This is a genomic window from Pseudomonas sp. JZ134 (assembly GCF_051027695.1).
GTDB classification, from domain to species: domain Bacteria; phylum Pseudomonadota; class Gammaproteobacteria; order Pseudomonadales; family Pseudomonadaceae; genus Chryseomonas; species Chryseomonas luteola.
This window is the reverse complement of record NZ_CP069250.1, coordinates 3,687,173-3,710,686: the sequence shown is the minus strand read 5'-3', so window position 1 is coordinate 3,710,686 and position 23,514 is coordinate 3,687,173. Positions and strand designations below refer to the sequence as shown.

Below are 23,514 nucleotides of genomic sequence, written 5' to 3'. Positions count from 1 at the left end.
GGGAGCCTGCCTCCCGCGTTGGCGTGTCTGGAGGGTTGAAAAATGAAGGTGCAGGAAACTTATGGCCAAGCGTGATTATTACGAGATTCTTGGTGTCGAGCGTGGCGCTAGTGATGCTGACCTGAAAAAGGCTTACAGGCGCCTTGCGATGAAATATCACCCGGACCGTAATCCGGGCGATAAGGCCGCTGAGGAAAAATTTAAAGAGGCCAATGAGGCCTATGAAGTGCTGTCCGATGCGGGTAAGCGCTCTGCATACGACCAATATGGGCATGCAGGGGTTGATCCCAGCATGGGGGCTGGTGGCTTCGGCGCTGGAGCAGCAGGCGCCAGCTTCTCCGACATATTTGGCGATGTGTTTAGTGATTTCTTTGGTAACGCTCGTGGAGGCGGACGTGGTGGTCCGCAGCGTGGCGCAGACCTGCGTTATACGCTGGATCTAGACCTTGAAGAGGCTGTACGTGGCACTAATGTCACGATCCGTGTCCCAACACTGGTCGGGTGTAAGACCTGTGATGGCAGCGGTGCAAAGCCCGGCACGTCGCCAACTACCTGTACGACCTGTGGTGGTATTGGTCAGGTTCGCATGCAGCAAGGCTTCTTTTCGGTTCAACAGACCTGTCCGCGGTGTCATGGCACTGGCAAGATCATTCCTGAGCCATGCCAGACCTGTCATGGTCAGGGGCGTATCGAAGAGCAGAAGACGCTGTCGGTCAAGGTTCCGGCAGGTGTTGATACCGGTGACCGCATCCGCCTTTCTGGCGAGGGCGAGGCGGGAACGATGGGTGGGCCTGCCGGCGATCTATACGTGGTTGTGAACGTTCGTGAGCATGCCATCTTCCAGCGTGACGGTAAGCATCTCTATTGTGAAGTGCCGATCAGCTTTGCCGATGCGGCGCTGGGAGGCGAGCTGGAGGTGCCAACGCTCGACGGCCGCGTGAAGCTCAAGATTCCAGAAGCCACCCAGACAGGCAAAATGTTCCGCTTGCGCGGTAAGGGTGTTGTGCCTGTGCGCGGGGGTGGTGCGGGTGATCTGATGTGCCGTGTGGTGGTCGAGACGCCTGTTAATTTGGACAAGCGCCAGCGTGAGCTGCTCGAAGAGTTCCGCAATACACTTCAAGGCAATAGCTCGCACTCGCCGCGTGCCAGTGGGTGGTTCGATGGTATGAAGCGTTTTTTCGACGATCTATAAGCCAGGCGGGCACAGGCCTGGCGGCGTGTCGGCCTGTTGCTAGCGGCATGGAGCATAACAATGCGACGTATAGCAGTAATGGGCGCCGCCGGGCGCATGGGTAAGACGCTGGTTGAAGCCGTGCAGCAAACCAGTGGCGCGGCGGGACTGACGGCAGCGGTGGATCGTCCTGACAGTACCCTGGTTGGAGCGGATGCCGGTGAGTTGGCTGGCATTGGTCGTATCGGTGTGCCTTTATCTGGCGATCTGGCGCGGGTTGCCGATGAGTTCGATGTGCTGATTGATTTTACTCATCCAACCGTAACGCTACAGAATCTGACTTATTGCCGTCAGGCAGGCAAAGCTATGGTCATTGGGACCACCGGCTTTACTGCAGAGCAGAAACTTATGCTCATGGAGGCGAGTAAACAGGTTCCGATCGTGTTTGCAGCCAATTTCAGTGTAGGCGTCAACCTGTGTTTGAAGCTTCTTGACACGGCTGCTCGTGTGCTTGGAGATGAAGTTGACATTGAAGTTATCGAGGCTCACCACCGGCATAAAGTCGATGCTCCTTCCGGTACAGCGTTACGTATGGGCGAAGTCGTTGCGCAGGCCTTGGGCCGAGATCTGAATGAGGTGGCTGTATACGGTCGTGAAGGTCAGACCGGAGCACGTGACCGCAAGACGATTGGTTTTGCTACTGTCCGGGCGGGCGATGTGGTTGGAGACCATACGGTATTGTTTGCTGCCGAGGGCGAGCGAGTCGAGATTACCCACAAGGCGTCAAGTCGCATGACCTTTGCAAAGGGTGCGGTCCGCGCAGCGCTGTGGCTGGAGGGGAAAGAGCCTGGCCTTTACGACATGCAGGATGTTTTAGGGCTGCGTTAAATTATCTTTTCGCTAGGCACTTATGAGGTGCGCTTAGAGGTGCTTTAGATTATCTAGTTTCGTTTTGGCATCTAAGGCGATGAGCTGCATCAATAAGTGTGGATTTGCTCAAGTAATTTCCGTATCATGCAGCTTTAGTGTGTCCACTAAAGCCAGCGCAGCATGATCTAATAAAAAAGCGGGATGCGGTTCATACCACATCCCGCTTTTTTACAACCTGCGTTTGCCTCTTCAGACTAGATTTTGGGAGGTCTCTTGACTAAGCCAGCCATTCTCGCACTTGCCGATGGCACGATTTTCCACGGAGAATCCATCGGTGCCGACGGTCTTACAGTCGGTGAGGTGGTGTTTAATACCGCTATGACCGGCTATCAGGAAATCCTCACCGATCCTTCCTATGCCAAGCAACTCGTAACCCTTACTTATCCTCACATTGGCAACACCGGTACGACACCTGAAGACAGTGAGGCCAATCAGGTATGGGCCTCCGGCCTGATTATTCGTGATCTTCCCCTGGTAGCCAGCAACTGGCGTAACAAGCAGTCACTTCCTGACTATCTTCGTGCCAATCAGACCGTAGCCATTGCTGGAATTGATACCCGCAAGCTGACCCGGATTCTGCGTGAAAAGGGCGCTCAAAATGGCTGCATTCTTGCAGGTGATGACATCACTGAGGCGCAGGCGCTTGAAGCAGCCCGTGCGTTCCCAGGCCTCAAGGGAATGGATCTTGCCAAAGAGGTGAGCGTCAAGCAGTCCTACGAATGGCGCCGCTCTGTTTGGGGGCTGGAGACAGATAGTGCTCCAGAGATTCCGGCTGACCAGTTGCCTTACCATGTGGTTGCGTTTGACTACGGTGTCAAATACAACATCCTCAGGATGTTGGTTGCTCGCGGCTGCCGAATTACTGTTCTGCCCGCGCAAACCCCAGCCAGCGAAGCCTTGGCGTTAAATCCTGATGGTATATTCCTAGCCAATGGTCCGGGAGATCCTGAGCCTTGTGATTATGCAATCCGGGCTATTCAGGAAGTGCTCGAAACAGACATTCCCGTTTTCGGTATCTGCTTGGGGCATCAGCTTTTAGCGTTGGCCTCTGGTGCGCGTACAGTGAAAATGCCTAACGGTCACCATGGTGCAAACCACCCGGTGCAGGATCTCGATACGGGTGTTGTGATGATCACCAGTCAAAACCACGGTTTTGCTGTAGATGAAGCGACATTGCCAGGCAACGTTCGTGCAACTCACAAGTCGCTGTTCGACGGTACCCTCCAGGGCATCGAGCGTACTGACAAGATCGCGTTCAGCTTCCAAGGTCATCCGGAAGCAAGTCCGGGGCCGCATGATGTGGCGCCACTGTTTGATCGCTTCATCAATGCCATGGCGGGGCGGCGTTAATAAATGGCCTGGTCGGAGTTGGATATCACTGACCTTTGGACATATATAGCGGGTGTGATTTTCGTCGTATTGCTGCCCGGTCCCAACTCCCTCTTTGTGCTGGCGTCCTCTGCAAGAAGAGGCGTGGCAGCCGGTTATCGTGCTGCCTTTGGCGTCTTCTTTGGGGATGCGTTACTTATGACGCTATCCGCGTTGGGAGTAGCCTCACTCTTGAAAGCCGAGCCCCTGTTTTTCATGGGACTCAAGTACCTGGGCGCAGCTTATCTACTGTATCTAGGTATAGGAATATTACGTGGCGCCTGGCGTCAGTGGCGTTATCCCCTGTCGCCCATTGAGCAGCAGACTCAAGAAGAGGGCATCGACAAGCCTTTTAGAAAGGCACTTCTATTGAGTTTGTCGAATCCAAAGGCCATTTTGTTCTTTGTGTCCTTCTTCATACAGTTTGTCGATCCCGGGTACGCTCATCCAGGGTTGGCATTCGGGGTGCTCGGGCTGATTCTTGAAGTGATCAGCGCGATATACCTCAGTTTTCTGATTTTTACCGGTGTGCGTTTGGCGGCCTGGTTCCGCCAGCGTCAACGGCTCGCCGCCAGTGCCAATACTGGTGTAGGCGCATTATTCGTTGGCTTTGGTGTGAAGCTGGCGACCGCAACTCTGACTTGATTACTGCAACGAGAATCCCATGCCCAAGCGTACAGACATAAAGAGCATCCTGATCCTCGGTGCCGGCCCTATCGTTATCGGCCAGGCCTGCGAATTCGATTACTCCGGTGCACAGGCCTGTAAGGCCCTGAAAGAAGAAGGTTTCCGCGTCATTCTGGTGAACTCCAATCCGGCCACCATTATGACTGACCCATCCATGGCTGATGCGACCTACATCGAGCCTATCAAGTGGGCGACGGTAGCTAAAATCATTGAGAAAGAGCGCCCTGACGCGCTGCTGCCTACCATGGGTGGCCAGACAGCGTTGAACTGTGCGCTGGACCTTGAACGTCATGGCGTCCTGGAAAAGTTTGGCGTCGAAATGATCGGTGCCAATGCTGATACGATTGATAAGGCAGAGGACCGCTCCCGTTTCGACAAGGCCATGCGTGCCATCGGCCTGGCCTGTCCGCGCTCGGGTATTGCCCACAGCATGGAAGAGGCGTACGGCGTGCTGGAGCAGGTTGGTTTCCCTTGCATCATCCGCCCATCCTTCACTATGGGTGGCAGTGGTGGCGGTATTGCCTATAACCGTGAAGAATTCGAAGAGATTTGCTCTCGCGGTCTGGATCTTTCACCAACCAACGAGCTTTTGATCGATGAGTCTCTGATCGGTTGGAAAGAGTACGAAATGGAAGTTGTCCGCGATAAAAAGGACAACTGCATCATCGTCTGCTCCATCGAAAACTTCGATCCTATGGGTGTGCATACAGGCGACTCCATCACCGTTGCGCCTGCGCAGACGCTAACCGATAAGGAATACCAGATCATGCGTAACGCCTCCCTGGCGGTGCTGCGTGAAATTGGTGTCGAAACCGGTGGCTCCAACGTGCAGTTCGGTATCTGCCCTGATACAGGTCGCATGGTTGTCATCGAGATGAACCCACGCGTCAGCCGTTCTTCGGCGCTGGCATCCAAGGCCACAGGTTTCCCGATTGCCAAAATTGCAGCCAAACTCGCAGTTGGCTACACGCTGGACGAGCTGCAGAACGACATTACTGGTGGGCGCACCCCAGCATCGTTCGAGCCGGCTATCGACTATGTCGTAACCAAGATACCGCGCTTTGCCTTTGAGAAATTCCCTAAGGCTGATGCCCGCCTGACTACCCAGATGAAATCGGTGGGTGAGGTAATGGCGATCGGTCGTACCTTCCAGGAATCGGTCCAAAAAGCATTGCGTGGCCTGGAGGTTGGCGTAAACGGATTTGATCCCAAGCTCAATCCAGAAGATCCTGAAGCCGATAGCATTCTCAAGCGCGAACTTACAGTGCCTGGCGCAGAGCGTATCTGGTACGTCGGAGATGCGTTCCGTCGTGGTCTGAGCGTTGAGCGTGTGTTTGAGCTGACCAAGATCGATCCGTGGTTCCTGGTGCAGATCGAAGACCTGATCAAGGATGAAGAAAAGGTCAAAACCCTGGGGTTGGCGGATGTCGATCGTAATCTCATGTGGAAGCTCAAGCGCAAGGGCTTCTCAGATGCACGTCTGGCCAAGCTGCTCGGTGTGACGGAAAAAAGCCTGCGTCGCCATCGCTACAAGCTGGAAGTGCTCCCGGTCTACAAGCGTGTCGATACCTGCGCCGCAGAGTTCGCGACCGACACTGCGTACATGTACTCCACGTATGAGGAGGAGTGTGAGGCCAACCCATCCAGCCGTGACAAGATCATGGTGATTGGGGGTGGCCCCAACCGTATCGGACAAGGTATCGAGTTCGACTACTGCTGTGTTCATGCAGCTCTGGCTATGCGTGAAGATGGTTACGAAACCATCATGATCAACTGCAACCCCGAAACCGTGTCGACGGATTACGACACGTCTGACCGCCTGTATTTTGAGCCGGTTACGCTTGAGGACGTGTTGGAAATCGTGCGTGTCGAGCAGCCTAAGGGTGTAATCGTTCAGTTCGGTGGCCAGACACCCTTGAAGCTGGCTCGCGCGCTGGAGGAGGCCGGGGTTCCGATTATCGGTACCAGTCCCGATGCAATCGATCGCGCTGAGGATCGTGAGCGCTTCCAGCAGATGATCGAGCGTTTGAATCTGCGCCAGCCGCCGAATGCTACTGCTCGCAGCGAAGAAGAAGCGATTGCTGGTGCCAAGCGTATCGGTTATCCGTTGGTGGTTCGCCCTTCATATGTGTTGGGTGGCCGTGCCATGGAAATCGTTTACGAAGAAGAAGAGCTCAAGCGCTACATGCGCGAAGCGGTGCAGGTGTCCAATGATAGCCCTGTGTTGCTGGATCACTTCCTGAACTGCGCGATAGAAGTAGACGTGGATGCAGTATGTGACGGCAAGGATGTAGTCATTGGCGCTATCATGCAGCACATCGAGCAGGCGGGTATCCACTCGGGTGATTCGGCGTGCTCATTGCCTCCGTACTCCCTGCCGGCACACATACAGGATGAAATGCGTGAGCAGATCCGGAAAATGGCGCTGGAGCTTGGCGTGGTCGGACTGATGAACGTGCAGTTGGCCCTTCAGGGGAACGATGTTTATGTGCTGGAAGTAAACCCGCGTGCCTCCCGTACAGTGCCATTCGTTTCCAAGTGCATTGGCGAGTCACTGGCCAAGGTAGCGGCACGTGTAATGGCGGGTAAAACCCTGGAAGAGATCGGGTTTACCAAGGAGATCATTCCGCCTTATTACAGTGTTAAGGAGGCAGTGTTCCCCTTCGCCAAATTCCCTGGCGTCGATCCGCTTCTCGGCCCAGAAATGAAATCTACCGGAGAGGTCATGGGCGTAGGCGACAGCTTCGCCGAGGCATTCTCGAAAGCCCAGTTGGGTGCGAGTGAGATTCTTCCCAATAGTGGTTGTGCCTTTATCAGTGTTCGGGATGACGATAAGCCTTTTGTCGCTGAAGTGGCTAAAGAGCTGGTTGAGCTGGGCTTTGAGGTTGTTGCTACGGCTGGTACGGCCCGTGTCATTGAGGAAGCTGGCCTGCCGGTTCGCCGTGTTAACAAGGTGACTGAAGGTCGCCCACACGTTGTCGACATGATCAAAAATGATGAAATTACATTGGTGATCAATACAACCGAAGGTCGTCAGTCTATTGCTGACTCCTACTCAATTCGCCGGAATGCGCTTCAACACAAGATCTGCTGCACGACAACGCTTGCAGGCGGCCAAGCGATTTGTGAAGCTTTGAAGTTTGGTGCAGAAAAGACTGTGCGCCGGCTTCAAGATTTACATGCAGGAATCAAGGCATGAACAAATATCCTATGACAATCCAGGGCGCTCGCGCCCTGGAGGAAGAGCTCAAGCATCTCAAGACGGAGCTTCGTCCCCAAATTACACAGGCGATTGCCGAGGCGCGCGAGCTGGGTGATTTGAAAGAAAATGCGGAATATCATGCGGCTCGCGAGCAGCAGGGTATGGTCGAGGCGCGTATTCGTGATATCGAAGGGCGTTTATCCAATGCCCAGGTAATCGATATCACAACGATTCCGCGCTCGGGCAAGGTGATTTTTGGTACAACCGTTGAGATCATAAATGTTGATACGGACGAGTCGGTGACGTATCAGATCGTTGGTGACGACGAGGCAGATATAAAGTCTGGCAAGATCTCGGTTAGTTCTCCAATTGCTCGCGCATTAATCGGCAAGCAAGAGGGCGACGCGGTGATCGTTAAGACCCCGGGTGGCGATGTTGAATACGAAATCGTCGAAGTGCGTCATATCTGATGTAGGTAGCCAGCTGTCCAATCGCTTCCCTTGAGGTAGCGATTGGAGGCGGGTAGGCAGGTTGTCAAAAGATGACTTGCCGAATAAGCATTAAGGTGAGAGGTCTGCCCAAGGTGGGCCTGCTTTCTCTTCCCATCAGACAGAATGCAGTTATGCCTGATTCGTTCCGGGCATTACAGGCTATGGCGGACTACGTTTGAAAGCGAACGGTTCTGCGGCTGAGCCTTGCGATAGATAAGTGCCATTTTGCCAATGGTCTGAATCAGGTCGCATTTGGCGGACTGGCAAAGTTCTTCCATTAGGGTTCGCCGATCTTCGCGCTCACTTAAATTGAACTTGACCTTGATGAGTTCATGATCGTTGAGTGCCCGCTCAAGCTCAGCCAGTACACCTTCAGTAAGACCATTTTCACCTACTATCAATACAGGCTTTAAATGGTGTCCGATAGATTTGAATTGCTTTTTCTGCTCTTGATTGAGAGCCATAATTAAACCCCAGAGAAAAGGTATCTATTGTACCCTAGCGGCTAGGTATAGCCCAGAAGGACAGGATAAAGTACGCGTGGCTCGATCAGAAAAGCAGCGTGTTTTTGCTCAGGTAACATTGTTCAGAGTGTTTTCGCGCAACATAAAGTTTTGAACGAATTGGCGAGGCGACTAGTGGAGCTTCCGAAGACCTTGTTATTTCTGATAGGGCCCCAATATGTGGGGTTTGAGTACAGTAAGTCAGCTGCAAGCTAAGTATTTTGTAAGCTGGCGCCTGATCCTGCGCAGTGTCTACTGCGTCCGGCTGGTGAATTCTTAATCAAAATATTTCAAGACGAGGGGTTTGGCAGTTACCTGAAGCTGGAGCGGGAGAACTTCGACAAGGTTGTTATGCGCACGTCTTTTGCGTCACAAGATCGTCTGCATGAGCAGTATTTGCTGGTGCGAGGCCTAAAGGTAACGCGCAGTCAGATGCAACGGCAGACTCTTCTGAAAGTCTCAGCTAAAGTGAGAAGAGCGACGGATCTCATAAAGGGTTACAGACGGCCGCTGCTCAGCGTCAGCGTTGTGTAGTAACTTACCGGCCAATAGCCGGTTTCGATACGAACGGTTCCAAGCGAAGCCGGCTCAGAGGGTAGTCAATTGAACGATATGGCAAAGAATCTGATTCTATGGCTCATCATCGCGGCCGTACTGGTCACGGTGATGAACAATTTCTCCAGTCCCAATGAGCCGCAAACGCTCAATTATTCTGACTTCATTCAGCAAGTGAAGGACGGTCAGGTTGAGCGTGTGACTGTCGACGGTTACGTCATCACGGGAAAACATCGTGGCGGCGATACGTTCAAGACGGTTCGGCCTGCTATTCAGGACAACGGTCTGATTGGTGATCTGGTCAACAATAATGTGGTCATTGAAGGCAAAATGCCTGAACAGCAGAGCATCTGGACGCAGCTACTTGTAGCGAGCTTCCCGATTCTGGTGATCATTGCCGTGTTCATGTTCTTTATGAGGCAGATGCAAGGCGGCGCAGGTGGACGCGGCGGCCCCATGAGCTTCGGCAAGAGCAAGGCACGACTACTATCTGAAGATCAGGTGCGAACAACGTTCGCAGACGTTGCTGGCTGTGATGAGGCGAAAGAAGAAGTTACCGAGCTGGTAGAGTTTCTGCGTGACCCCGGTAAGTTTCAGCGTCTGGGTGGACGTATTCCTCGTGGTGTGCTGATGGTAGGTCCGCCCGGTACAGGCAAGACCCTGTTGGCAAAGGCTGTTGCCGGTGAGGCCAAGGTACCTTTTTTCACTATTTCAGGTTCCGACTTCGTTGAAATGTTCGTGGGCGTTGGTGCTAGCCGCGTTCGTGACATGTTTGATCAGGCGAAAAAACATGCGCCCTGCATTATTTTTATCGACGAGATCGATGCGGTTGGCCGCCACCGTGGAGCGGGTATGGGCGGTGGTCATGATGAGCGTGAGCAGACCCTGAACCAATTGCTGGTTGAGATGGACGGCTTCGAAATGAATGACGGTATTATCGTCATAGCTGCTACCAACCGTCCTGATGTACTTGACCCTGCTTTACTACGCCCGGGTCGCTTCGATCGTCAGGTCGTAGTAGGTCTTCCAGATATTCGTGGTCGTGAGCAAATCCTTAAGGTTCACATGCGGAAAGTTCCAATGGGAGATCGTGTGGATGCCGCTGTTATTGCGCGTGGCACCCCGGGGTTTTCGGGCGCTGACCTTGCCAATCTGGTAAACGAAGCTTCTCTATTTGCAGCGCGTTCCAATAAGCGCACCGTAGATATGCGTGAATTCGAGTTGGCCAAAGACAAGATCATGATGGGCGCAGAGCGCAAGACAATGGTCATGTCCGAGAAGGAGAAGCGCAACACTGCTTATCACGAGGCGGGGCACGCTATCGTAGGTCGCCTGGTGCCTGAGCATGACCCTGTTTACAAGGTCTCGATTATTCCTCGTGGACGCGCTTTAGGTGTAACCATGTTCCTGCCTGAGGAGGATCGTTACAGTCTGTCCAAGCGGGCGTTGGAGAGTCAGATCTGCTCGCTGTTTGGAGGACGAATCGCTGAGGAGATGACGCTTGGCTTCGAAGGTGTCACTACTGGCGCTTCGAATGACATCATGCGCGCTACTCAGTTGGCTCGCAATATGGTCACCAAGTGGGGCTTGTCTGAAAAGCTCGGCCCGCTACTCTACGGTGAGGAAGAAAGTGAAAGCTTCCTGGGTCGTGGTTCGGGTGGTGGTAGCGGCAGCATGTCAGGAGAGACAGCCAAAGAGATCGACTCTGAAATCCGGCGAATCATCAATGACTGTTACAACACAGCCAAGCGTCTGTTGGATGAGAATCGAGACAAGCTGGAAATGATGTCTGACGCTCTGATGAAGTACGAGACGATTGATGCTGATCAGATCGACGACATCATGGCAGGTCGTGTACCGAGGGAGCCGCGTGATTGGCAGGACGGTTCAGGTCCTACCGGCACTAATGCTACTCAAGGAGATAGTCGTCCCGAAACACCAATAGGTGGACCGGCAGGCGAGCACTAATTTTTCCATGATTCCTGTTTCAATCCAAACCCGACTGCTTTGCGGCAGTCGGGTTCTTGATTTATCACATCCCCATGTCATGGGGATCCTCAATGTTACCCCTGATTCCTTTTCTGATGGCGGCCGGTTCAATACCTTGGATAGCGCGCTGTTTCATGCACGTGCTTTGGTATCGGCAGGTGCCACCCTTGTTGATATTGGCGGCGAGTCAACAAGGCCTGGAGCTCCTGCTGTTTCAGAGGACGAAGAGCTCAGTCGGGTAGTGCCTGTAGTTGAGGCTATATCTAAAGAATTGGACGTTATCATTTCGGTTGATACCTCTTCACCTCAGGTGATGCTTGAAAGTGCAAAGGTGGGGGCGGGACTGATTAATGACGTGCGTGCCTTGAAGCGTCCCGGTGCGCTTGAGGCTGCCGCTGCAGCAGGCCTACCTGTCTGTCTAATGCATATGCAGGGTGAGCCTGGGACAATGCAGCAAAACCCTCATTATGAGGATGTGGTTACCGATGTGATTGCCTTCTTGAGTGAGCGGGTTGCTGCTTGTGAAAATGAAGGGATTCGTCGCGACCAACTTATTCTTGATCCTGGCTTCGGGTTTGCCAAAACGCTTGAGCATAACCTTGTTCTGTTCAAGCGTATGCCAGAGTTGTTTGAGCTAGCGTTGCCGCTGTTAGTAGGCGTTTCACGTAAGAGCATGATCGGGGCGGTCCTGACCAAGCCTGTCGAAGAGCGTTTATATGGCAGTCTCGCTTTAGCTGCACTCGCGGTTGCCAAGGGAGCCAGTATTATCCGGGTGCATGATGTAGAGCAGACGGTTGATGTTATAAAAATGATTGCTGCGGTAGAGCAGGCTTAAGGCAGGGCGATAGCAATGGCTAGAAAGTATTTTGGAACAGATGGAATTCGTGGTCGCGTAGGTGAGTATCCCATTACGCCTGACTTTATGTTGAAGTTGGGATGGGCTGCGGGCATTGCGTTTCGTAGTCAGGGTATCTGTCGTGTCTTAGTAGGTAAGGATACGCGTAACTCTGGTTATATGTTCGAATCTGCACTTGAGGCCGGCCTTTCAGCCGCTGGCGCAGATGTCATGCTTTTAGGGCCGATGCCAACGCCAGGTATCGCTTATCTTACGCGTACATTCCAGGCTAATGCCGGCATTGTTATCAGTGCCTCCCATAACCCGTTCTACGATAACGGGATCAAGTTCTTTTCCGGGTTGGGCACTAAGTTGCCTGATGAGGTAGAGCTGATGATTGAGGAGTTACTGGATCAGCCGATGACTGTTGTGGAGTCTGCTCGCATCGGTAAAGTGTCTCGTATCAATGATGCCGCAGGGCGCTATATAGAGTTCTGCAAAAGTAGTGTGCCAGCGGGTACCAGTTTTGCTGGTATGCGGATCGTAGTCGACTGTGCTCACGGTGCGACTTACAAGATTGCCCCAAGTGTCTTCCGTGAGCTGGGTGCTCAGGTTAGTGTTATCGGTGCTCAGCCAGATGGTCTCAACATCAACAAAAATTGTGGCTCTACTCATTTAGGCGAGCTGCAGAAGGCTGTGCGGGATCAGCATGCTGACCTTGGTATTGCCTTTGATGGCGATGGTGATCGTGTGTTGATGGTTGATCATACAGGCGCAATCGTTGATGGGGACGAGCTCTTGTTCCTGATTGCGAAGGATCTCAAAGGCCGCAACCGCCTTGATGGTGGGGTCGTGGGTACTCAGATGAGCAATCTAGGGTTGGAGCTTGGTCTGGCTGAGTTGGAAATTCCATTTGCCAGGGCCAAGGTCGGCGACCGCTATGTCATGGCTGAGCTCTTGTCCAAGAAATGGACGCTAGGTGGCGAGAGTTCTGGTCACATTGTATGTTGCCAGTACACCACAACGGGCGATGCCATTATTTCCGCTTTGCAGGTTTTGATGGCATTGAGGCGCGCTGGGCAAACATTGGCAGAGGCGCGTAAGGGCCTCAAAAAGCATCCTCAAGTGCTTATCAATGTGCGCTACTCCGGAGACGTAGACCCCTTGGCGCATCCTGACGTACAAAAAGCATGTACAGAAGTGACCGAGCAAATGGCGGGTAAAGGGCGTGTTTTACTGCGTAAGTCGGGAACAGAACCGCTTGTTCGAGTAATGGTTGAAGGCAGCGACGAACGCCAGGTTCACAAGCATGCAGAAGCCTTGGCTAAGCTGGTAAGTGAGGTATGTGCTTGATTTGGCTTGTCAAAGCAAAAAAACTTAGATAATATCTGCGCCCACTTCGCTCACTGAGGCATTAGCATGCGCAAGCCTTTGGTCGCTGGTAACTGGAAAATGCACGGAACACGTGCAGATGTAGCCGAGCTGATAGAAGGGTTGAGTAAGCTCGCCTTGTCTGATGAAGTTGAGATGGTAGTGTTTCCGCCATTTCTGTTTATTGATCAGGTAGAGGTAGGCCTTGCGGATAGTAGTATAGGCCTCGGCGCACAAGATTGTGCCGTGCAGCCTGAGCAAGGTGCGCTCACTGGTGAGATAGCAGCTTCTCAGTTGCGTGATGTGGGCTGTGGGTATGTCCTTGTAGGGCATTCCGAGCGTCGTTTGATCTTGCTAGAAGATGACGATACGGTTGCAAAAAAGTTTGCTTCAGCCCAAAAGATGGGTATAGTGCCGGTCCTTTGTGTTGGTGAGACTCGAGAGCAGCGAGAAGCTGGTAAGACCTTTGACGTTGTTAAAGGGCAGCTCAAATCTGTAATAGATGTGCTGGGTATCGAGGCTTTTGAGTCTGCGGTTGTAGCCTATGAGCCTGTATGGGCGATAGGTACAGGATTGACAGCAACCCCTGATGAAGCTCAGGCGGTGCATCAGGAACTGCGACAGTTTATCCGCTCTTATAGCAGTGTTGTGGCTGATAAAGTTCGGCTGCTATACGGTGGAAGTGTAAAGGGCGGTAATGCTGCCGAATTGTTCGGTATGCCTGATATCGATGGTGGGCTTGTAGGTGGAGCCTCCCTAAATGCGAATGAATTTGGCGTGATTTATCACGCTGCTGGAAGTAAATGATGTTAGAAACTCTAGTTGTTGTCGTGCATCTGCTAATGGCGCTGGGACTGGTTGTCCTGGTTCTTCTTCAGCAGGGTAAAGGTGCGGACGCTGGTGCTTCTTTTGGTGCAGGTGCTTCGGGTACTGTTTTTGGAAGCCAAGGTTCTGCTACCTTTTTGAGTCGTTTTACTGCTATACTGGCGGCGGTTTTTTTTGCTACTAGTTTAGGTTTGGCTTATTTCGCTAAGGAAAAAGCCAACGCGTTGCAGGAAGTGGGACTTCCTAAGCCTGCAGCTATGCAGCAGGCGCCTGAAGTTCAGAAGCCTGCGGCAAATGATGATGTTCCCATGTCACAGCAGAAACCTTCGACATCCTCAGAAGGTGATGTTCCGGGAAATCAGAAATAGTAAGAAGTTTTTGCCGAAGTGGTGGAATTGGTAGACACGCTATCTTGAGGGGGTAGTGGCCAACGGCTGTATGGGTTCGAGTCCCATCTTCGGCACCATATTTAGACACTGAACATAGTGTCGTGAGCGTAAGTAGATTGACCTGAAAGAGACTCTTTCTTATACTTTCGCTCCAGCTTTGACGCGGGGTGGAGCAGTCTGGTAGCTCGTCGGGCTCATAACCCGAAGGTCGTAGGTTCAAATCCTGCCCCCGCAACCAGTCAACAAAGGCCCCTTTATAGGGGCTTTTTGTTAGCTGAACAATCAGGTCGTGCGTTCTTGCAGCGACCACAAGGGATGGGCGTTATCGCCCATTTTTTATTTGCACAGCATGCGTGAGGCAACCAGGTGTCGAGCAAGCTAGAACAGTTGCAAGCCATGCTGGCCCCCGTCATCGAAGCGCTTGGCTATGAATGCTGGGGCATCGAGTACATTTCCCAGGGCCGGCATTCTCTGCTAAGGGTCTATATCGATCATTCAAACGGAATTCTGGTTGAGGACTGTGAAAAAGTCAGTCGTCAAGTTAGCGGGATTTTAGACGTAGAAGATCCTATTCCGGGCGAATACACCTTGGAGGTTTCATCTCCAGGTATGGATAGACCTTTATTCACTCTTGAGCAATTCAACGCTTTTGTCGGTGAGCAAGTAAAAATAAGGCTTCGTTCGCCTTATGAAGGCCGCCGCAATTTTCAAGGCCTTTTGCGCGGTGTGGAAGAACAGGATGTCGTGGTTCAGGTTGATGACCATGAATATCTGCTTCCCGTCGAGATGATCGATAAGGCTAATGTCATTCCCCGATTTGAATAAGGCGCAAATCCGCGGATCCCAAAGGATTGCGACAGGCGAGGCGTACGATGAGTAAAGAAGTTCTACTGGTAGTGGAATCGGTTTCCAATGAAAAAGGTGTTCCGCCCGGTGTCATTTTCGAGGCATTGGAGCTAGCCCTGGCCACTGCCACAAAGAAACGCTACGAAGAAGATGTAGAGCTGCGTGTGGCTATTAATCGCCACAACGGTAGTTATGAAACGTTTCGCTGCTGGACAGTTGTCAAAGATGAAGACTTTGATAATCCAGCAGCAAACCTGACGCTCGATGAGGCTCAGGAAATCAATCCAGATGCCAAGATTGGCGATCTGATTGAAGAAAAGATCGAATCCATAGAGTTCGGCCGCATCGCGGCTCAAACAGCCAAGCAAGTTATTGTCCAGAAAGTGCGTGAAGCTGAGCGTGCTCAGATTGTTGATGCTTACCGGGAAAAAGTGGGTGAGATCATTTCTGGTACAGTCAAAAAAGTTACGCGAGACAATGTAATCGTCGACTTGGGCAACAATGCAGAAGCCTTACTGGCTCGTGATCAGATCATCCCACGGGAAAACTTCCGTGTTGGCGTTCGGGTTCGTGCACTGCTCAAGGAAATCCGTACGGAAAATCGTGGCCCTCAGCTAATCCTGTCGCGCACAGCGCCTGAAATGTTGATTGAGCTGTTCCGGATTGAAGTACCGGAAATATCTGAGCAGCTGATTGATGTTATGGCCGCTGCTCGGGATCCAGGCTCGCGTGCAAAAATTGCCGTGCGCTCGAAAGACAAGCGTATCGATCCGCAGGGTGCCTGTATCGGCATGCGGGGATCGCGTGTCCAGGCCGTGTCTGGCGAATTGGGCGGTGAGCGAGTAGACATCGTTTTGTGGGATGACAACCCTGCTCAGTTCGTTATCAATGCCATGGCGCCTGCTGAGGTTGCGTCAATCATTGTTGATGAAGATACCCACACCATGGATATCGCAGTTGCCGCTGATAATTTGGCTCAGGCTATTGGTCGTAGTGGCCAAAACGTTCGCCTTGCAAGTCAATTGACAGGCTGGACGCTGAACGTGATGACCGAAGAGGACATCATGGCCAAGCAGCAGGCAGAGACGGGCGATATTCTTCAGCAGTTTGTAGACGAACTGGACGTAGATGAAGAGTTGGCTCAAGTGTTGGTTGAAGAAGGTTTCACCACGCTCGAAGAAATCGCCTACGTTCCCATGGAGGAAATGCTCAATATTGATGGTTTCGATGAAGACATCGTCAATGAGCTTCGTAATAGGGCTAAGGACCGCCTGTTAACCCGTGCCATCGCGACGGAAGAACAACTGGCTGACAAGAAGCCGGAAGAAGATTTGCTTAGTCTCGAAGGCATGACTGAGGAACTCGCGCTTGAGCTGGCGCAGCGAGGCGTTGCCAATCGCGAAGATCTTGCCGAGCAGTCCATTGATGATCTGCTCGATATTAACGGCATGAATGAAGAGCGTGCCGGCAAGTTGATCATGGCTGCCCGTGCCCATTGGTTTGAGTGAGCGGTGCTGCCTGAGGAGAAGAGTGCATGACGCAAGTCACGGTGAAAGAACTGGCCCAAACGGTCAATACACCGGTTGAACGCCTGCTGCAGCAAATGCGGGAAGCGGGTCTGTCCCATAGCAGTGCAGACCAGGTTGTGACCGACACTGAAAAGCAAAAACTGCTGTCTCATCTGAAAGGAAACACCAAGCTGGACGAACCGCGTAAAATAACGCTCCAGCGCAAGACTCAAACGACATTGAAGGTGTCTGGAAGCAAGACGGTTAATGTCGAAGTCCGTAAAAAGAAGACCTACGTCAAGCAAAGTCCCGATGAGTTGGCGACCGAACAGCAGCGTGAGCTTGAGGCGCAGCGCGAGGCCGAAGAGGCTGCTCGCTTGAAGGCCGAAGAAGAAGCTCGCCAGCGAGCAGAAGAAGAGATTCGCTTGAAGGCCGAAGAGGAAGCTCGCCTTAAAGCTGAAGAAGAAGCTCGCCAGCAAGCTGCTGCCAAGGCCGCTCAAGAAGTGGCAGAAGCGGCTGCGAAAGCCGCTACAGAAACCAAGCCCGAGGAAGTAGTGGAAGAAGTGGTTGCAAATAAAGCAGCACCGGCAGCGCCGGCAGCTGCATCTGATGAGCGTAAGCGCGAAGAACCGCGTCGTCCCGTAGCGCCGCCTGTAGCAGGCAAGCGGGATGAGGATGAGCGTCGCGATCGCAAGCATGCACAGCACCGTCCTTCCTTGAAGGAGAAGGATAAGGTTAGTAGTCCGCGCGTTGTTCGTAGCGCCGGCGATGATGAAGATGATGGTTTTGGCGGTCGCCGTGGCGGCCGAAACAAGTCCAAGCTCAAAAAGCGTAACCAGCATGGCTTCCAGAACCCTACAGGGCCGGTTGTTCGTGAAGTCGCTTTAGGCGAAACAATTACTGTTGCTGAGCTGGCCCAGCAGATGTCTGTCAAGGCAGCTGAAGTCATCAAGTTCATGTTTAAGATGGGCTCGCCTGCCACGATCAACCAGGTGCTGGATCGTGAAACCGCTCAGCTGGTTGCTGAGGAGCTTGGTCACAAGGTTAAGCTGGTTAGCGAAAATGCGTTGGAAGAGCAGCTGGCTGAGTCCCTCAAGTTCGAGGGCGAGCAGGTTCACCGTGCGCCGGTGGTTACGGTCATGGGTCACGTTGACCATGGTAAGACTTCCTTGCTGGACTACATCCGTCGCGCCAAGGTTGCAGCAGGCGAAGCGGGTGGCATTACCCAGCATATCGGCGCCTACCATGTAAACACTGATCGTGGCATGGTGACGTTCCTGGATACCCCTGGTCACGCAGCATTTACCGCCATGCGTGCTCGTGGTGCTCAGGCAACCGACATTGTTATTCTGGTTGTCGCTGCCGATGACGGTGTCATGCCACAGACAGAAGAAGCTATCCAGCACGCTAAGGCTGCTGGTGTGCCGATCGTTGTTGCAGTAAACAAGATCGACAAGCCTGATGCAGATCCGGACCGTGTTAAACATGATCTGGCTGGGCGTGATGTCATCCCAGAAGAGTGGGGCGGTGATACTCAGTTTGTTCATGTATCTGCCAAAGCAGGTACTGGCGTTGATGAGCTGTTAGAAGCCATTCTTCTGCAGGCTGAAGTTCTTGAATTGACTGCAACACCTTCGGCTCCAGGTCGTGGTGTAGTAATTGAGTCGCGCCTTGATAAGGGTCGCGGACCGGTTGCTACTGTTCTGGTGCAAAACGGTACTCTGCGTCAGGGTGATATGGCCCTGGTCGGTGTTAACTTCGGTCGTATCCGTGCCATGCTCGATGAGAACGGCAAGCCGATCAAAGAGGCAGGCCCATCCATCCCCGTCGAAATTCTTGGCTTGGATGGCACGCCGGATGCCGGTGATGAGCTGACTGTTCTGACCGATGAGAAAAAAGCGCGTGAAGTTGCCTTGTTCCGTCAGGGTAAGTTCCGTGAGGTCAAGCTGGCACGTGCTCAGGCAGGCAAGCTCGAAAATATTTTCGAAAACATGGGCCAAGACGAGAAAAAGACGCTTAACATCGTTCTCAAGTCCGATGTGCGCGGTTCTCTAGAGGCTCTGCAAAGCTCGCTAAGTGGTCTGGGTAACGATGAAGTTCAGGTGCGTGTTGTTGCTGGTGGTGTAGGGGGTATCACTGAAAGTGATGCGAACCTAGCGCTGGCTTCTAATGCGGTTCTCTTCGGCTTTAACGTTCGTGCCGATGCTGGTGCTCGTAAGATCATTGAGCAGGAAGGTTTGGATCTACGTTATTACAACGTGATCTACGACATTATCGAAGATGTTAAGAAAGCGCTAACGGGTATGCTGGGCAGCGATGTTCGCGAGAACATTCTGGGCATTGCAGAAGTTCGTGACGTCTTCCGCTCGCCGAAGTTTGGTGCTGTTGCAGGCTGTATGGTTGTTGAAGGCATGGTCCATCGCAATCGTCCGATTCGTGTTCTACGTGAAGATATTGTGATCTTTGAAGGTGAACTTGAATCTCTGCGTCGCTTCAAAGATGACGTGGCTGAAGTTCGTGCCGGCATGGAATGCGGTATCGGTGTGAAGAGCTATAACGACGTTAAGGTCGGCGATAAGATCGAAGTTTTCGAGAAGGTCGAAGTAGCACGCTCGCTGTAATTCACGCAAGCGAAAAGCCAGGAGCTGGAAGTTGCCGCAAGGCAGCTTCCAGCTTCGTCTTTTTAACAGCACCTGGCTTTAAGAGAGAGCGAAGATGGCTAAAGAATACACTCGTACTCAGCGCATCGGTGATCAGATGCAGCGTGAGTTAGCGCTTTTGATTCAGCGGGAAATTAAAGATCCTCGTCTGGGCCTGGTAACGATTACTGACGTCAATGTGGCGCGTGATCTTTCCCACGCCAAAGTATTTATTACTGTTTTGGGTAAAGATTCGTCTGAGGATATTGCCCAGAATTTAGGGATTCTGAATGAAGCCTCTGGCTTTTTGCGTCAGCAGTTAGGACGCGCAATGAAGCTTAGGACGATCCCGCAAATGCGCTTTCATTATGATGAGAGCATCCGTCGCGGAGCGGAACTGTCTGCGTTGATCGAGCGTGCAGTATCTGAAGATCGTCGTCACGAGGATGGAGAGTAAGCGTGGCGCAAGTGAAACGAATCCGTCGATCGGTTAACGGTATTCTGGTACTCGACAAGCCGCGAGGCCTGACCTCTAATGCGGCCCTGCAGAAGGTACGCTGGTTGCTTAATGCTGAAAAAGCGGGGCATACCGGTAGCCTTGATCCATTGGCAACAGGTGTTTTGCCATTGTGCTTTGGTGAGGCAACAAAGTTCTCCCAGTATCTGCTTGATGCGGATAAAGGGTATGAAACGGTTATGCAGCTAGGTGTCACTACAACGACAGGTGATGCCGAGGGAGAAATCGTTGACCGTCGAGAGGTAAACCTTGACGCCTCGGCTGTAGAAGCAGCCCTGCCAGTGTTTCGAGGTGATATCCTACAGGTTCCGCCTATGTATTCGGCGCTGAAGCGAGACGGTCAGCCGCTCTATAAGCTGGCTCGTGCAGGCGAGGTGGTGGAGCGTGAACCGCGTTCTGTTACTATTAGCCGTCTCGAGCTGCTGGCGCTGACAACGGATCGCGCTACACTCGATGTGCACTGTAGCAAGGGCACCTACATTCGGTCCCTGGTCGAAGACTTAGGCCAGACGCTTGGTTGCGGAGCTCATGTAGCGGAACTACGCAGAACTCAGGCAGGCCCCTTCGCTCTGGCTCAGTCTGTAAGCCTTGAGGTGCTTGAAAAAGCGCACGAAGAAGGTGGTGCAGAAGCGTTGGATGCCTTCCTGCTCCCGGTTGATAGTGGTCTGGAGCACTGGCCGCTGCTACAACTGACCGAGCACACAGCCTACTATTGGTTGCATGGTCAGCCGGTGCGAGCGGCGAACGCGCCCAAATTTGGCTGGATGCGAGTACAGGATAATGAAGGTCGCTTTATCGGTATCGGTGAGGTGACTGACGACGGGCGTATTGCGCCGCGTCGTTTGGTTCGGTCGTAAGACTGATATGAGGGTGGCTGTTAACAGGCATGGTCATTCCTCTTCTCTGAACACGGGGGTAGTTCCCTCGGCCTGTTATATCTAGGAGCCCTATCATGGCACTTAGCGTTGAAGAAAAAGCCCAGATCGTTAACGACTACAAGCGCGGCGAAGGCGATACCGGTTCTCCGGAAGTGCAGGTTGCTCTGCTGTCTGCCAATATCGACAAGCTGCAGGGTCACTTCAAGGCCAACAGCAAGGACCACCACAGCCGTCGTGGTCTGATCCGTATGGTTAACCAGCGTCGTAAGCTGCTGGACTACCTGAAGGCCAAAGACACTACTCGTTACAGTGACCTGATCAGCCGTCTGGGCCTGCGTCGTTGATCACGATGCAAGCTGGACGCTAGTCGCTTAAAAGCTGGGGGTCGGCTATGCCGGTTTCCAGCTTTTTTGCTTCATGCGTCCCCTGAGATCGCGCCGGGTCCGATACCCCGCCGCTCTCAAGATTTCCCCAAGGGCAATACAAGAAGGAAATACTGTGAATCCAGTAATCAAGACATTCAAATTCGGTCAGCAGACCGTAACCCTGGAGACGGGCCGTATTGCGCGTCAGGCCAGTGGTGCAGTACTTGTCAGTACTGAAGACGTTAGCGTTCTGGTCACTGTTGTGGGCGCCAAGTCTCCAGCAGAAGGCCGTGACTTCTTCCCGCTGTCTGTCCACTATCAGGAAAAGACGTATGCGGCAGGTCGTATCCCCGGTGGCTATTTCAAGCGTGAAGGTCGTCCAAGCGAAAAGGAAACATTGACCTCCCGCCTGATCGATCGCCCGATTCGTCCTCTATTCCCTGAAGGCTTCATGAACGAAGTACAGGTTGTCTGTACTGTAGTTTCTACCAACAAGAAGTCTGATCCGGATATTGCTGCCATGATCGGTACTTCTGCCGCTCTGGCTATTTCCGGCATTCCGTTCGCGGGCCCGATTGGTGCTGCACGCGTAGGGTTCCACCCAGAGCTGGGCTATATCATCAACCCAAGCTATGAGCAGCTTCAGAGTTCCAGCCTGGACATGGTTGTCGCAGGTACCTCTGACGCGGTTCTAATGGTTGAGTCCGAAGCGGACGAGCTGACTGAAGACCAGATGCTGGGCGCTGTACTGTTTGCCCATGAAGAGTTCCAGGTTGTCATCGAGGCAATCAAGGCATTTGCTGCTGAAGCAGGCAAGCCTACGTGGGACTGGCAAGCTCCGGTCGAGAACACAGCTTTGGTTAACCAGCTGCGTGCCGAATTTGGTGAGGCAATCTCTCAGGCTTATACCATTACCATCAAGCAGGACCGTTATGCGGCTCTGGGTGAGCTGCGCGATCAGGCTGTGGCCAAGTTTGCGGGTGAGGAAGAGGGTCAGTACAGTACCGCCGAGGTCAAGGAAATTTTTGGCCTGCTGGAATATCGCACTGTACGTGAGAACATCGTAGGCGGTAAGCCGCGTATCGATGGTCGTGATACCCGTACTGTTCGTCCGCTGAATATTGAAGTGGGTGTGCTGCCTAAGACTCACGGCTCCGCACTGTTTACGCGTGGTGAAACTCAGGCGCTGGTAGCGACTACCCTGGGTACTGCCCGCGATGCTCAGATCCTCGACATGCTGGAAGGCGAGCGCCGTGACACCTTTATGCTGCACTACAACTTCCCGCCTTTCTCGGTCGGTGAGTGCGGACGTATGGGTAGCCCAGGCCGCCGTGAAATCGGTCATGGCCGTCTGGCACGCCGTGGTGTGCAGGCTATGCTGCCTTCTCAGGAAGAGTTTCCCTACAGCATTCGTGTTGTTTCAGAGATCACTGAGTCAAACGGCTCAAGCTCCATGGCTTCTGTCTGCGGTGCCTCGTTGGCATTGATGGATGCTGGTGTTCCAGTTCGCGCTCCGGTTGCTGGCGTTGCGATGGGCCTGGTAAAGGAAGGCGACAGATTTGCTGTTCTGACCGATATTCTAGGTGATGAAGATCACCTTGGCGATATGGACTTCAAGGTGGCCGGTACTGACAAGGGCGTTACCGCTCTGCAGATGGACATCAAGATCAACGGTATTACCGAAGAGATCATGGAAGTCGCTTTGGCTCAGGCTCTAGAGGCTCGCCTCAATATCCTGTCCCAAATGAATCAGGTAATCGCCAAGCCGCGTGCAGAGCTGTCTGCCAATGCTCCGACCATGATTGCCATGAAGATCGAGCCGGACAAGATCCGCGACGTCATCGGTAAAGGCGGCGCTGTTATTCGTGGAATCTGTGAAGAAACCAAGGCGTCGATCGACATCGAAGATGATGGCAGCGTCAAGATTTACGGCGAAACCCGTGAAGCTGCCGAGGCCGCCAAACAGCGCGTTCTGGGTATTACTGCAGAAGCTGAAATCGGCAAGATTTACGTTGGTAAGGTCGAGCGCATTGTCGATTTCGGTGCGTTCGTAAATATCCTGCCTGGTAAAGATGGTCTGGTACACATTTCTCAGATCAGCGATCAGCGCATCGAGAAGGTTTCCGATGTACTGAAAGAAGGACAGGAAGTGAAGGTATTGGTATTGGACGTGGATAACCGCGGCCGTATCAAGCTCTCTATCAAGGATGTCGCAGCAGCTGAAGCTTCTGGCGCCTGATAGTTAGTAAACTGAAAGCCCAGCCTTGGCTGGGCTTTTTTATGTCCGTTGTTCATGCAACTTGCATGTATTGCATGAACGATTTATTGCAATGTGCAACGGTTTATTAAAAAGCCAAATTATTAACTTATTGATATTTAATGATTTTTTTATGAAGCCGAGTTGGCATGCTGATTGCGATCATGATTAGTGCTAGCGCCAGGATA

At 52.7% G+C, this 23,514-nt stretch carries 20 protein-coding genes and 2 tRNA genes; 21 read left to right on the top strand and 1 reads right to left on the bottom strand.

Going from position 1 to position 23,514, the window contains the following annotated elements:
- Positions 1-61 precede the first annotated feature (61 nt).
- The 6 genes from dnaJ to greA all read left to right on the top strand — a co-directional run bounded on the left by dnaJ (position 62) and on the right by greA (position 7,828).
- Positions 62-1,192, top strand: a complete 1,131-nt coding sequence (gene dnaJ, locus JQR86_RS17215; protein WP_010796795.1) for a molecular chaperone DnaJ — start codon at positions 62-64, stop codon at positions 1,190-1,192.
- A 60-nt stretch (positions 1,193-1,252) separates the two neighbouring features.
- Positions 1,253-2,059: a 4-hydroxy-tetrahydrodipicolinate reductase gene (gene dapB, locus JQR86_RS17210; RefSeq protein WP_010796796.1), complete on the top strand. Its 807-nt coding sequence runs from the start codon at positions 1,253-1,255 to the stop codon at positions 2,057-2,059.
- Positions 2,060-2,314: 255 nt separating this feature from the next.
- The gene (gene carA, locus JQR86_RS17205) at positions 2,315-3,451 is read left to right on the top strand and encodes a glutamine-hydrolyzing carbamoyl-phosphate synthase small subunit (protein WP_434153957.1); all 1,137 of its coding nucleotides are present in this window, start codon (positions 2,315-2,317) and stop codon (positions 3,449-3,451) included.
- A 3-nt stretch (positions 3,452-3,454) separates the two neighbouring features.
- Positions 3,455-4,114 (top strand): leucine efflux protein LeuE, encoded by a 660-nt coding sequence (gene leuE / locus JQR86_RS17200; RefSeq protein WP_434153956.1) that lies wholly within the window; start codon positions 3,455-3,457, stop codon positions 4,112-4,114.
- 19 nt (positions 4,115-4,133) lie between these two features.
- On the top strand, positions 4,134-7,355 hold the full coding sequence (carB, locus tag JQR86_RS17195) for a carbamoyl-phosphate synthase large subunit (protein ID WP_010796799.1): 3,222 nt from the start codon (positions 4,134-4,136) through the stop codon (positions 7,353-7,355).
- Positions 7,352-7,828, top strand: coding sequence for a transcription elongation factor GreA (gene greA / locus JQR86_RS17190; protein WP_010796800.1), 477 nt, complete (start codon positions 7,352-7,354; stop codon positions 7,826-7,828). The genes carB and greA overlap by 4 nt, the downstream gene beginning before the upstream one ends.
- A 173-nt stretch (positions 7,829-8,001) precedes the next feature.
- On the opposite strand, the gene yhbY is transcribed toward greA, so the two are convergent.
- Positions 8,002-8,313 carry a ribosome assembly RNA-binding protein YhbY gene (yhbY, locus tag JQR86_RS17185; RefSeq protein ID WP_010796801.1) on the bottom strand — a complete coding sequence of 104 codons (312 nt, stop codon included), beginning with the start codon at positions 8,311-8,313 and terminating at the stop codon, positions 8,002-8,004.
- A gap of 267 nt (positions 8,314-8,580) precedes the next feature.
- Here yhbY and JQR86_RS17180 point away from each other — a divergent pair, with 267 nt between their 5' ends.
- From JQR86_RS17180 to pnp, 15 genes are all read left to right on the top strand, one after another.
- Entirely contained in the window at positions 8,581-8,886 is a 306-nt protein-coding gene (locus tag JQR86_RS17180) for an SAM-dependent methyltransferase (RefSeq protein WP_434154944.1), read from the top strand.
- A gap of 78 nt (positions 8,887-8,964) precedes the next feature.
- Positions 8,965-10,875 carry an ATP-dependent zinc metalloprotease FtsH gene (ftsH, locus tag JQR86_RS17175; RefSeq protein ID WP_019366086.1) on the top strand — a complete coding sequence of 637 codons (1,911 nt, stop codon included), beginning with the start codon at positions 8,965-8,967 and terminating at the stop codon, positions 10,873-10,875.
- Positions 10,876-10,882: 7 nt separating this feature from the next.
- Positions 10,883-11,731, top strand: coding sequence for a dihydropteroate synthase (gene folP, locus JQR86_RS17170; RefSeq protein WP_037030717.1), 849 nt, complete (start codon positions 10,883-10,885; stop codon positions 11,729-11,731).
- Positions 11,732-11,746: 15 nt separating this feature from the next.
- Positions 11,747-13,084 carry a phosphoglucosamine mutase gene (gene glmM / locus JQR86_RS17165; RefSeq protein WP_407362756.1) on the top strand — a complete coding sequence of 446 codons (1,338 nt, stop codon included), beginning with the start codon at positions 11,747-11,749 and terminating at the stop codon, positions 13,082-13,084.
- Between the two features lie 66 nt (positions 13,085-13,150).
- Positions 13,151-13,909, top strand: coding sequence for a triose-phosphate isomerase (tpiA, locus tag JQR86_RS17160; protein WP_219652520.1), 759 nt, complete (start codon positions 13,151-13,153; stop codon positions 13,907-13,909).
- Entirely contained in the window at positions 13,909-14,295 is a 387-nt protein-coding gene (secG, locus tag JQR86_RS17155; RefSeq protein ID WP_312509750.1) for a preprotein translocase subunit SecG, read from the top strand. Before tpiA ends, secG begins: the two co-directional genes overlap by 1 nt.
- Before the next feature lie 12 nt (positions 14,296-14,307).
- Positions 14,308-14,393 (top strand) — tRNA-Leu (locus tag JQR86_RS17150).
- Positions 14,394-14,477: 84 nt separating this feature from the next.
- Positions 14,478-14,554, top strand: a tRNA-Met gene (locus JQR86_RS17145).
- A gap of 128 nt (positions 14,555-14,682) precedes the next feature.
- A complete protein-coding gene (gene rimP / locus JQR86_RS17140) occupies positions 14,683-15,141 on the top strand; it encodes a ribosome maturation factor RimP (protein WP_010796808.1) in 459 nt (152 codons plus the stop codon).
- A gap of 47 nt (positions 15,142-15,188) precedes the next feature.
- Positions 15,189-16,670: a transcription termination factor NusA gene (gene nusA, locus JQR86_RS17135; RefSeq protein ID WP_010796809.1), complete on the top strand. Its 1,482-nt coding sequence runs from the start codon at positions 15,189-15,191 to the stop codon at positions 16,668-16,670.
- Positions 16,671-16,696: 26 nt separating this feature from the next.
- Positions 16,697-19,291 (top strand): translation initiation factor IF-2, encoded by a 2,595-nt coding sequence (infB, locus tag JQR86_RS17130; protein ID WP_010796810.1) that lies wholly within the window; start codon positions 16,697-16,699, stop codon positions 19,289-19,291.
- A 94-nt stretch (positions 19,292-19,385) separates the two neighbouring features.
- Positions 19,386-19,766, top strand: a complete 381-nt coding sequence (rbfA, locus tag JQR86_RS17125) for a 30S ribosome-binding factor RbfA (RefSeq protein WP_019366080.1) — start codon at positions 19,386-19,388, stop codon at positions 19,764-19,766.
- A 2-nt stretch (positions 19,767-19,768) separates the two neighbouring features.
- A complete protein-coding gene (truB, locus tag JQR86_RS17120) occupies positions 19,769-20,683 on the top strand; it encodes a tRNA pseudouridine(55) synthase TruB (protein ID WP_010796812.1) in 915 nt (304 codons plus the stop codon).
- Between the two features lie 95 nt (positions 20,684-20,778).
- On the top strand, positions 20,779-21,048 hold the full coding sequence (gene rpsO / locus JQR86_RS17115; protein ID WP_010796813.1) for a 30S ribosomal protein S15: 270 nt from the start codon (positions 20,779-20,781) through the stop codon (positions 21,046-21,048).
- Between the two features lie 154 nt (positions 21,049-21,202).
- Complete coding sequence (gene pnp, locus JQR86_RS17110) at positions 21,203-23,308, top strand: polyribonucleotide nucleotidyltransferase (protein WP_074829466.1); 2,106 nt, start codon at positions 21,203-21,205, stop codon at positions 23,306-23,308.
- Positions 23,309-23,514 lie beyond the last annotated feature (206 nt).

Excerpts from the sequence above, each read along its gene's own strand:
- folP (WP_037030717.1), top strand. The coding sequence starts at position 10,883 with ATGATTCCTGTTTCAATCCAAACCCGACTGCTTTGCGGCAGTCGGGTT.
- yhbY (WP_010796801.1), bottom strand. The coding sequence starts at position 8,313 with ATGGCTCTCAATCAAGAGCAGAAAAAGCAATTCAAATCTATCGGACAC.
- carB (WP_010796799.1), top strand. The coding sequence starts at position 4,134 with ATGCCCAAGCGTACAGACATAAAGAGCATCCTGATCCTCGGTGCCGGC.
- ftsH (WP_019366086.1), top strand. The coding sequence starts at position 8,965 with ATGGCAAAGAATCTGATTCTATGGCTCATCATCGCGGCCGTACTGGTC.
- glmM (WP_407362756.1), top strand. The coding sequence starts at position 11,747 with ATGGCTAGAAAGTATTTTGGAACAGATGGAATTCGTGGTCGCGTAGGT.
- tpiA (WP_219652520.1), top strand. The coding sequence starts at position 13,151 with ATGCGCAAGCCTTTGGTCGCTGGTAACTGGAAAATGCACGGAACACGT.
- dapB (WP_010796796.1), top strand. The coding sequence starts at position 1,253 with ATGCGACGTATAGCAGTAATGGGCGCCGCCGGGCGCATGGGTAAGACG.
- leuE (WP_434153956.1), top strand. The coding sequence starts at position 3,455 with ATGGCCTGGTCGGAGTTGGATATCACTGACCTTTGGACATATATAGCG.
- rbfA (WP_019366080.1), top strand. The coding sequence starts at position 19,386 with ATGGCTAAAGAATACACTCGTACTCAGCGCATCGGTGATCAGATGCAG.
- rpsO (WP_010796813.1), top strand. The coding sequence starts at position 20,779 with ATGGCACTTAGCGTTGAAGAAAAAGCCCAGATCGTTAACGACTACAAG.
- greA (WP_010796800.1), top strand. The coding sequence starts at position 7,352 with ATGAACAAATATCCTATGACAATCCAGGGCGCTCGCGCCCTGGAGGAA.
- dnaJ (WP_010796795.1), top strand. The coding sequence starts at position 62 with ATGGCCAAGCGTGATTATTACGAGATTCTTGGTGTCGAGCGTGGCGCT.
- nusA (WP_010796809.1), top strand. The coding sequence starts at position 15,189 with ATGAGTAAAGAAGTTCTACTGGTAGTGGAATCGGTTTCCAATGAAAAA.
- infB (WP_010796810.1), top strand. The coding sequence starts at position 16,697 with ATGACGCAAGTCACGGTGAAAGAACTGGCCCAAACGGTCAATACACCG.
- secG (WP_312509750.1), top strand. The coding sequence starts at position 13,909 with ATGTTAGAAACTCTAGTTGTTGTCGTGCATCTGCTAATGGCGCTGGGA.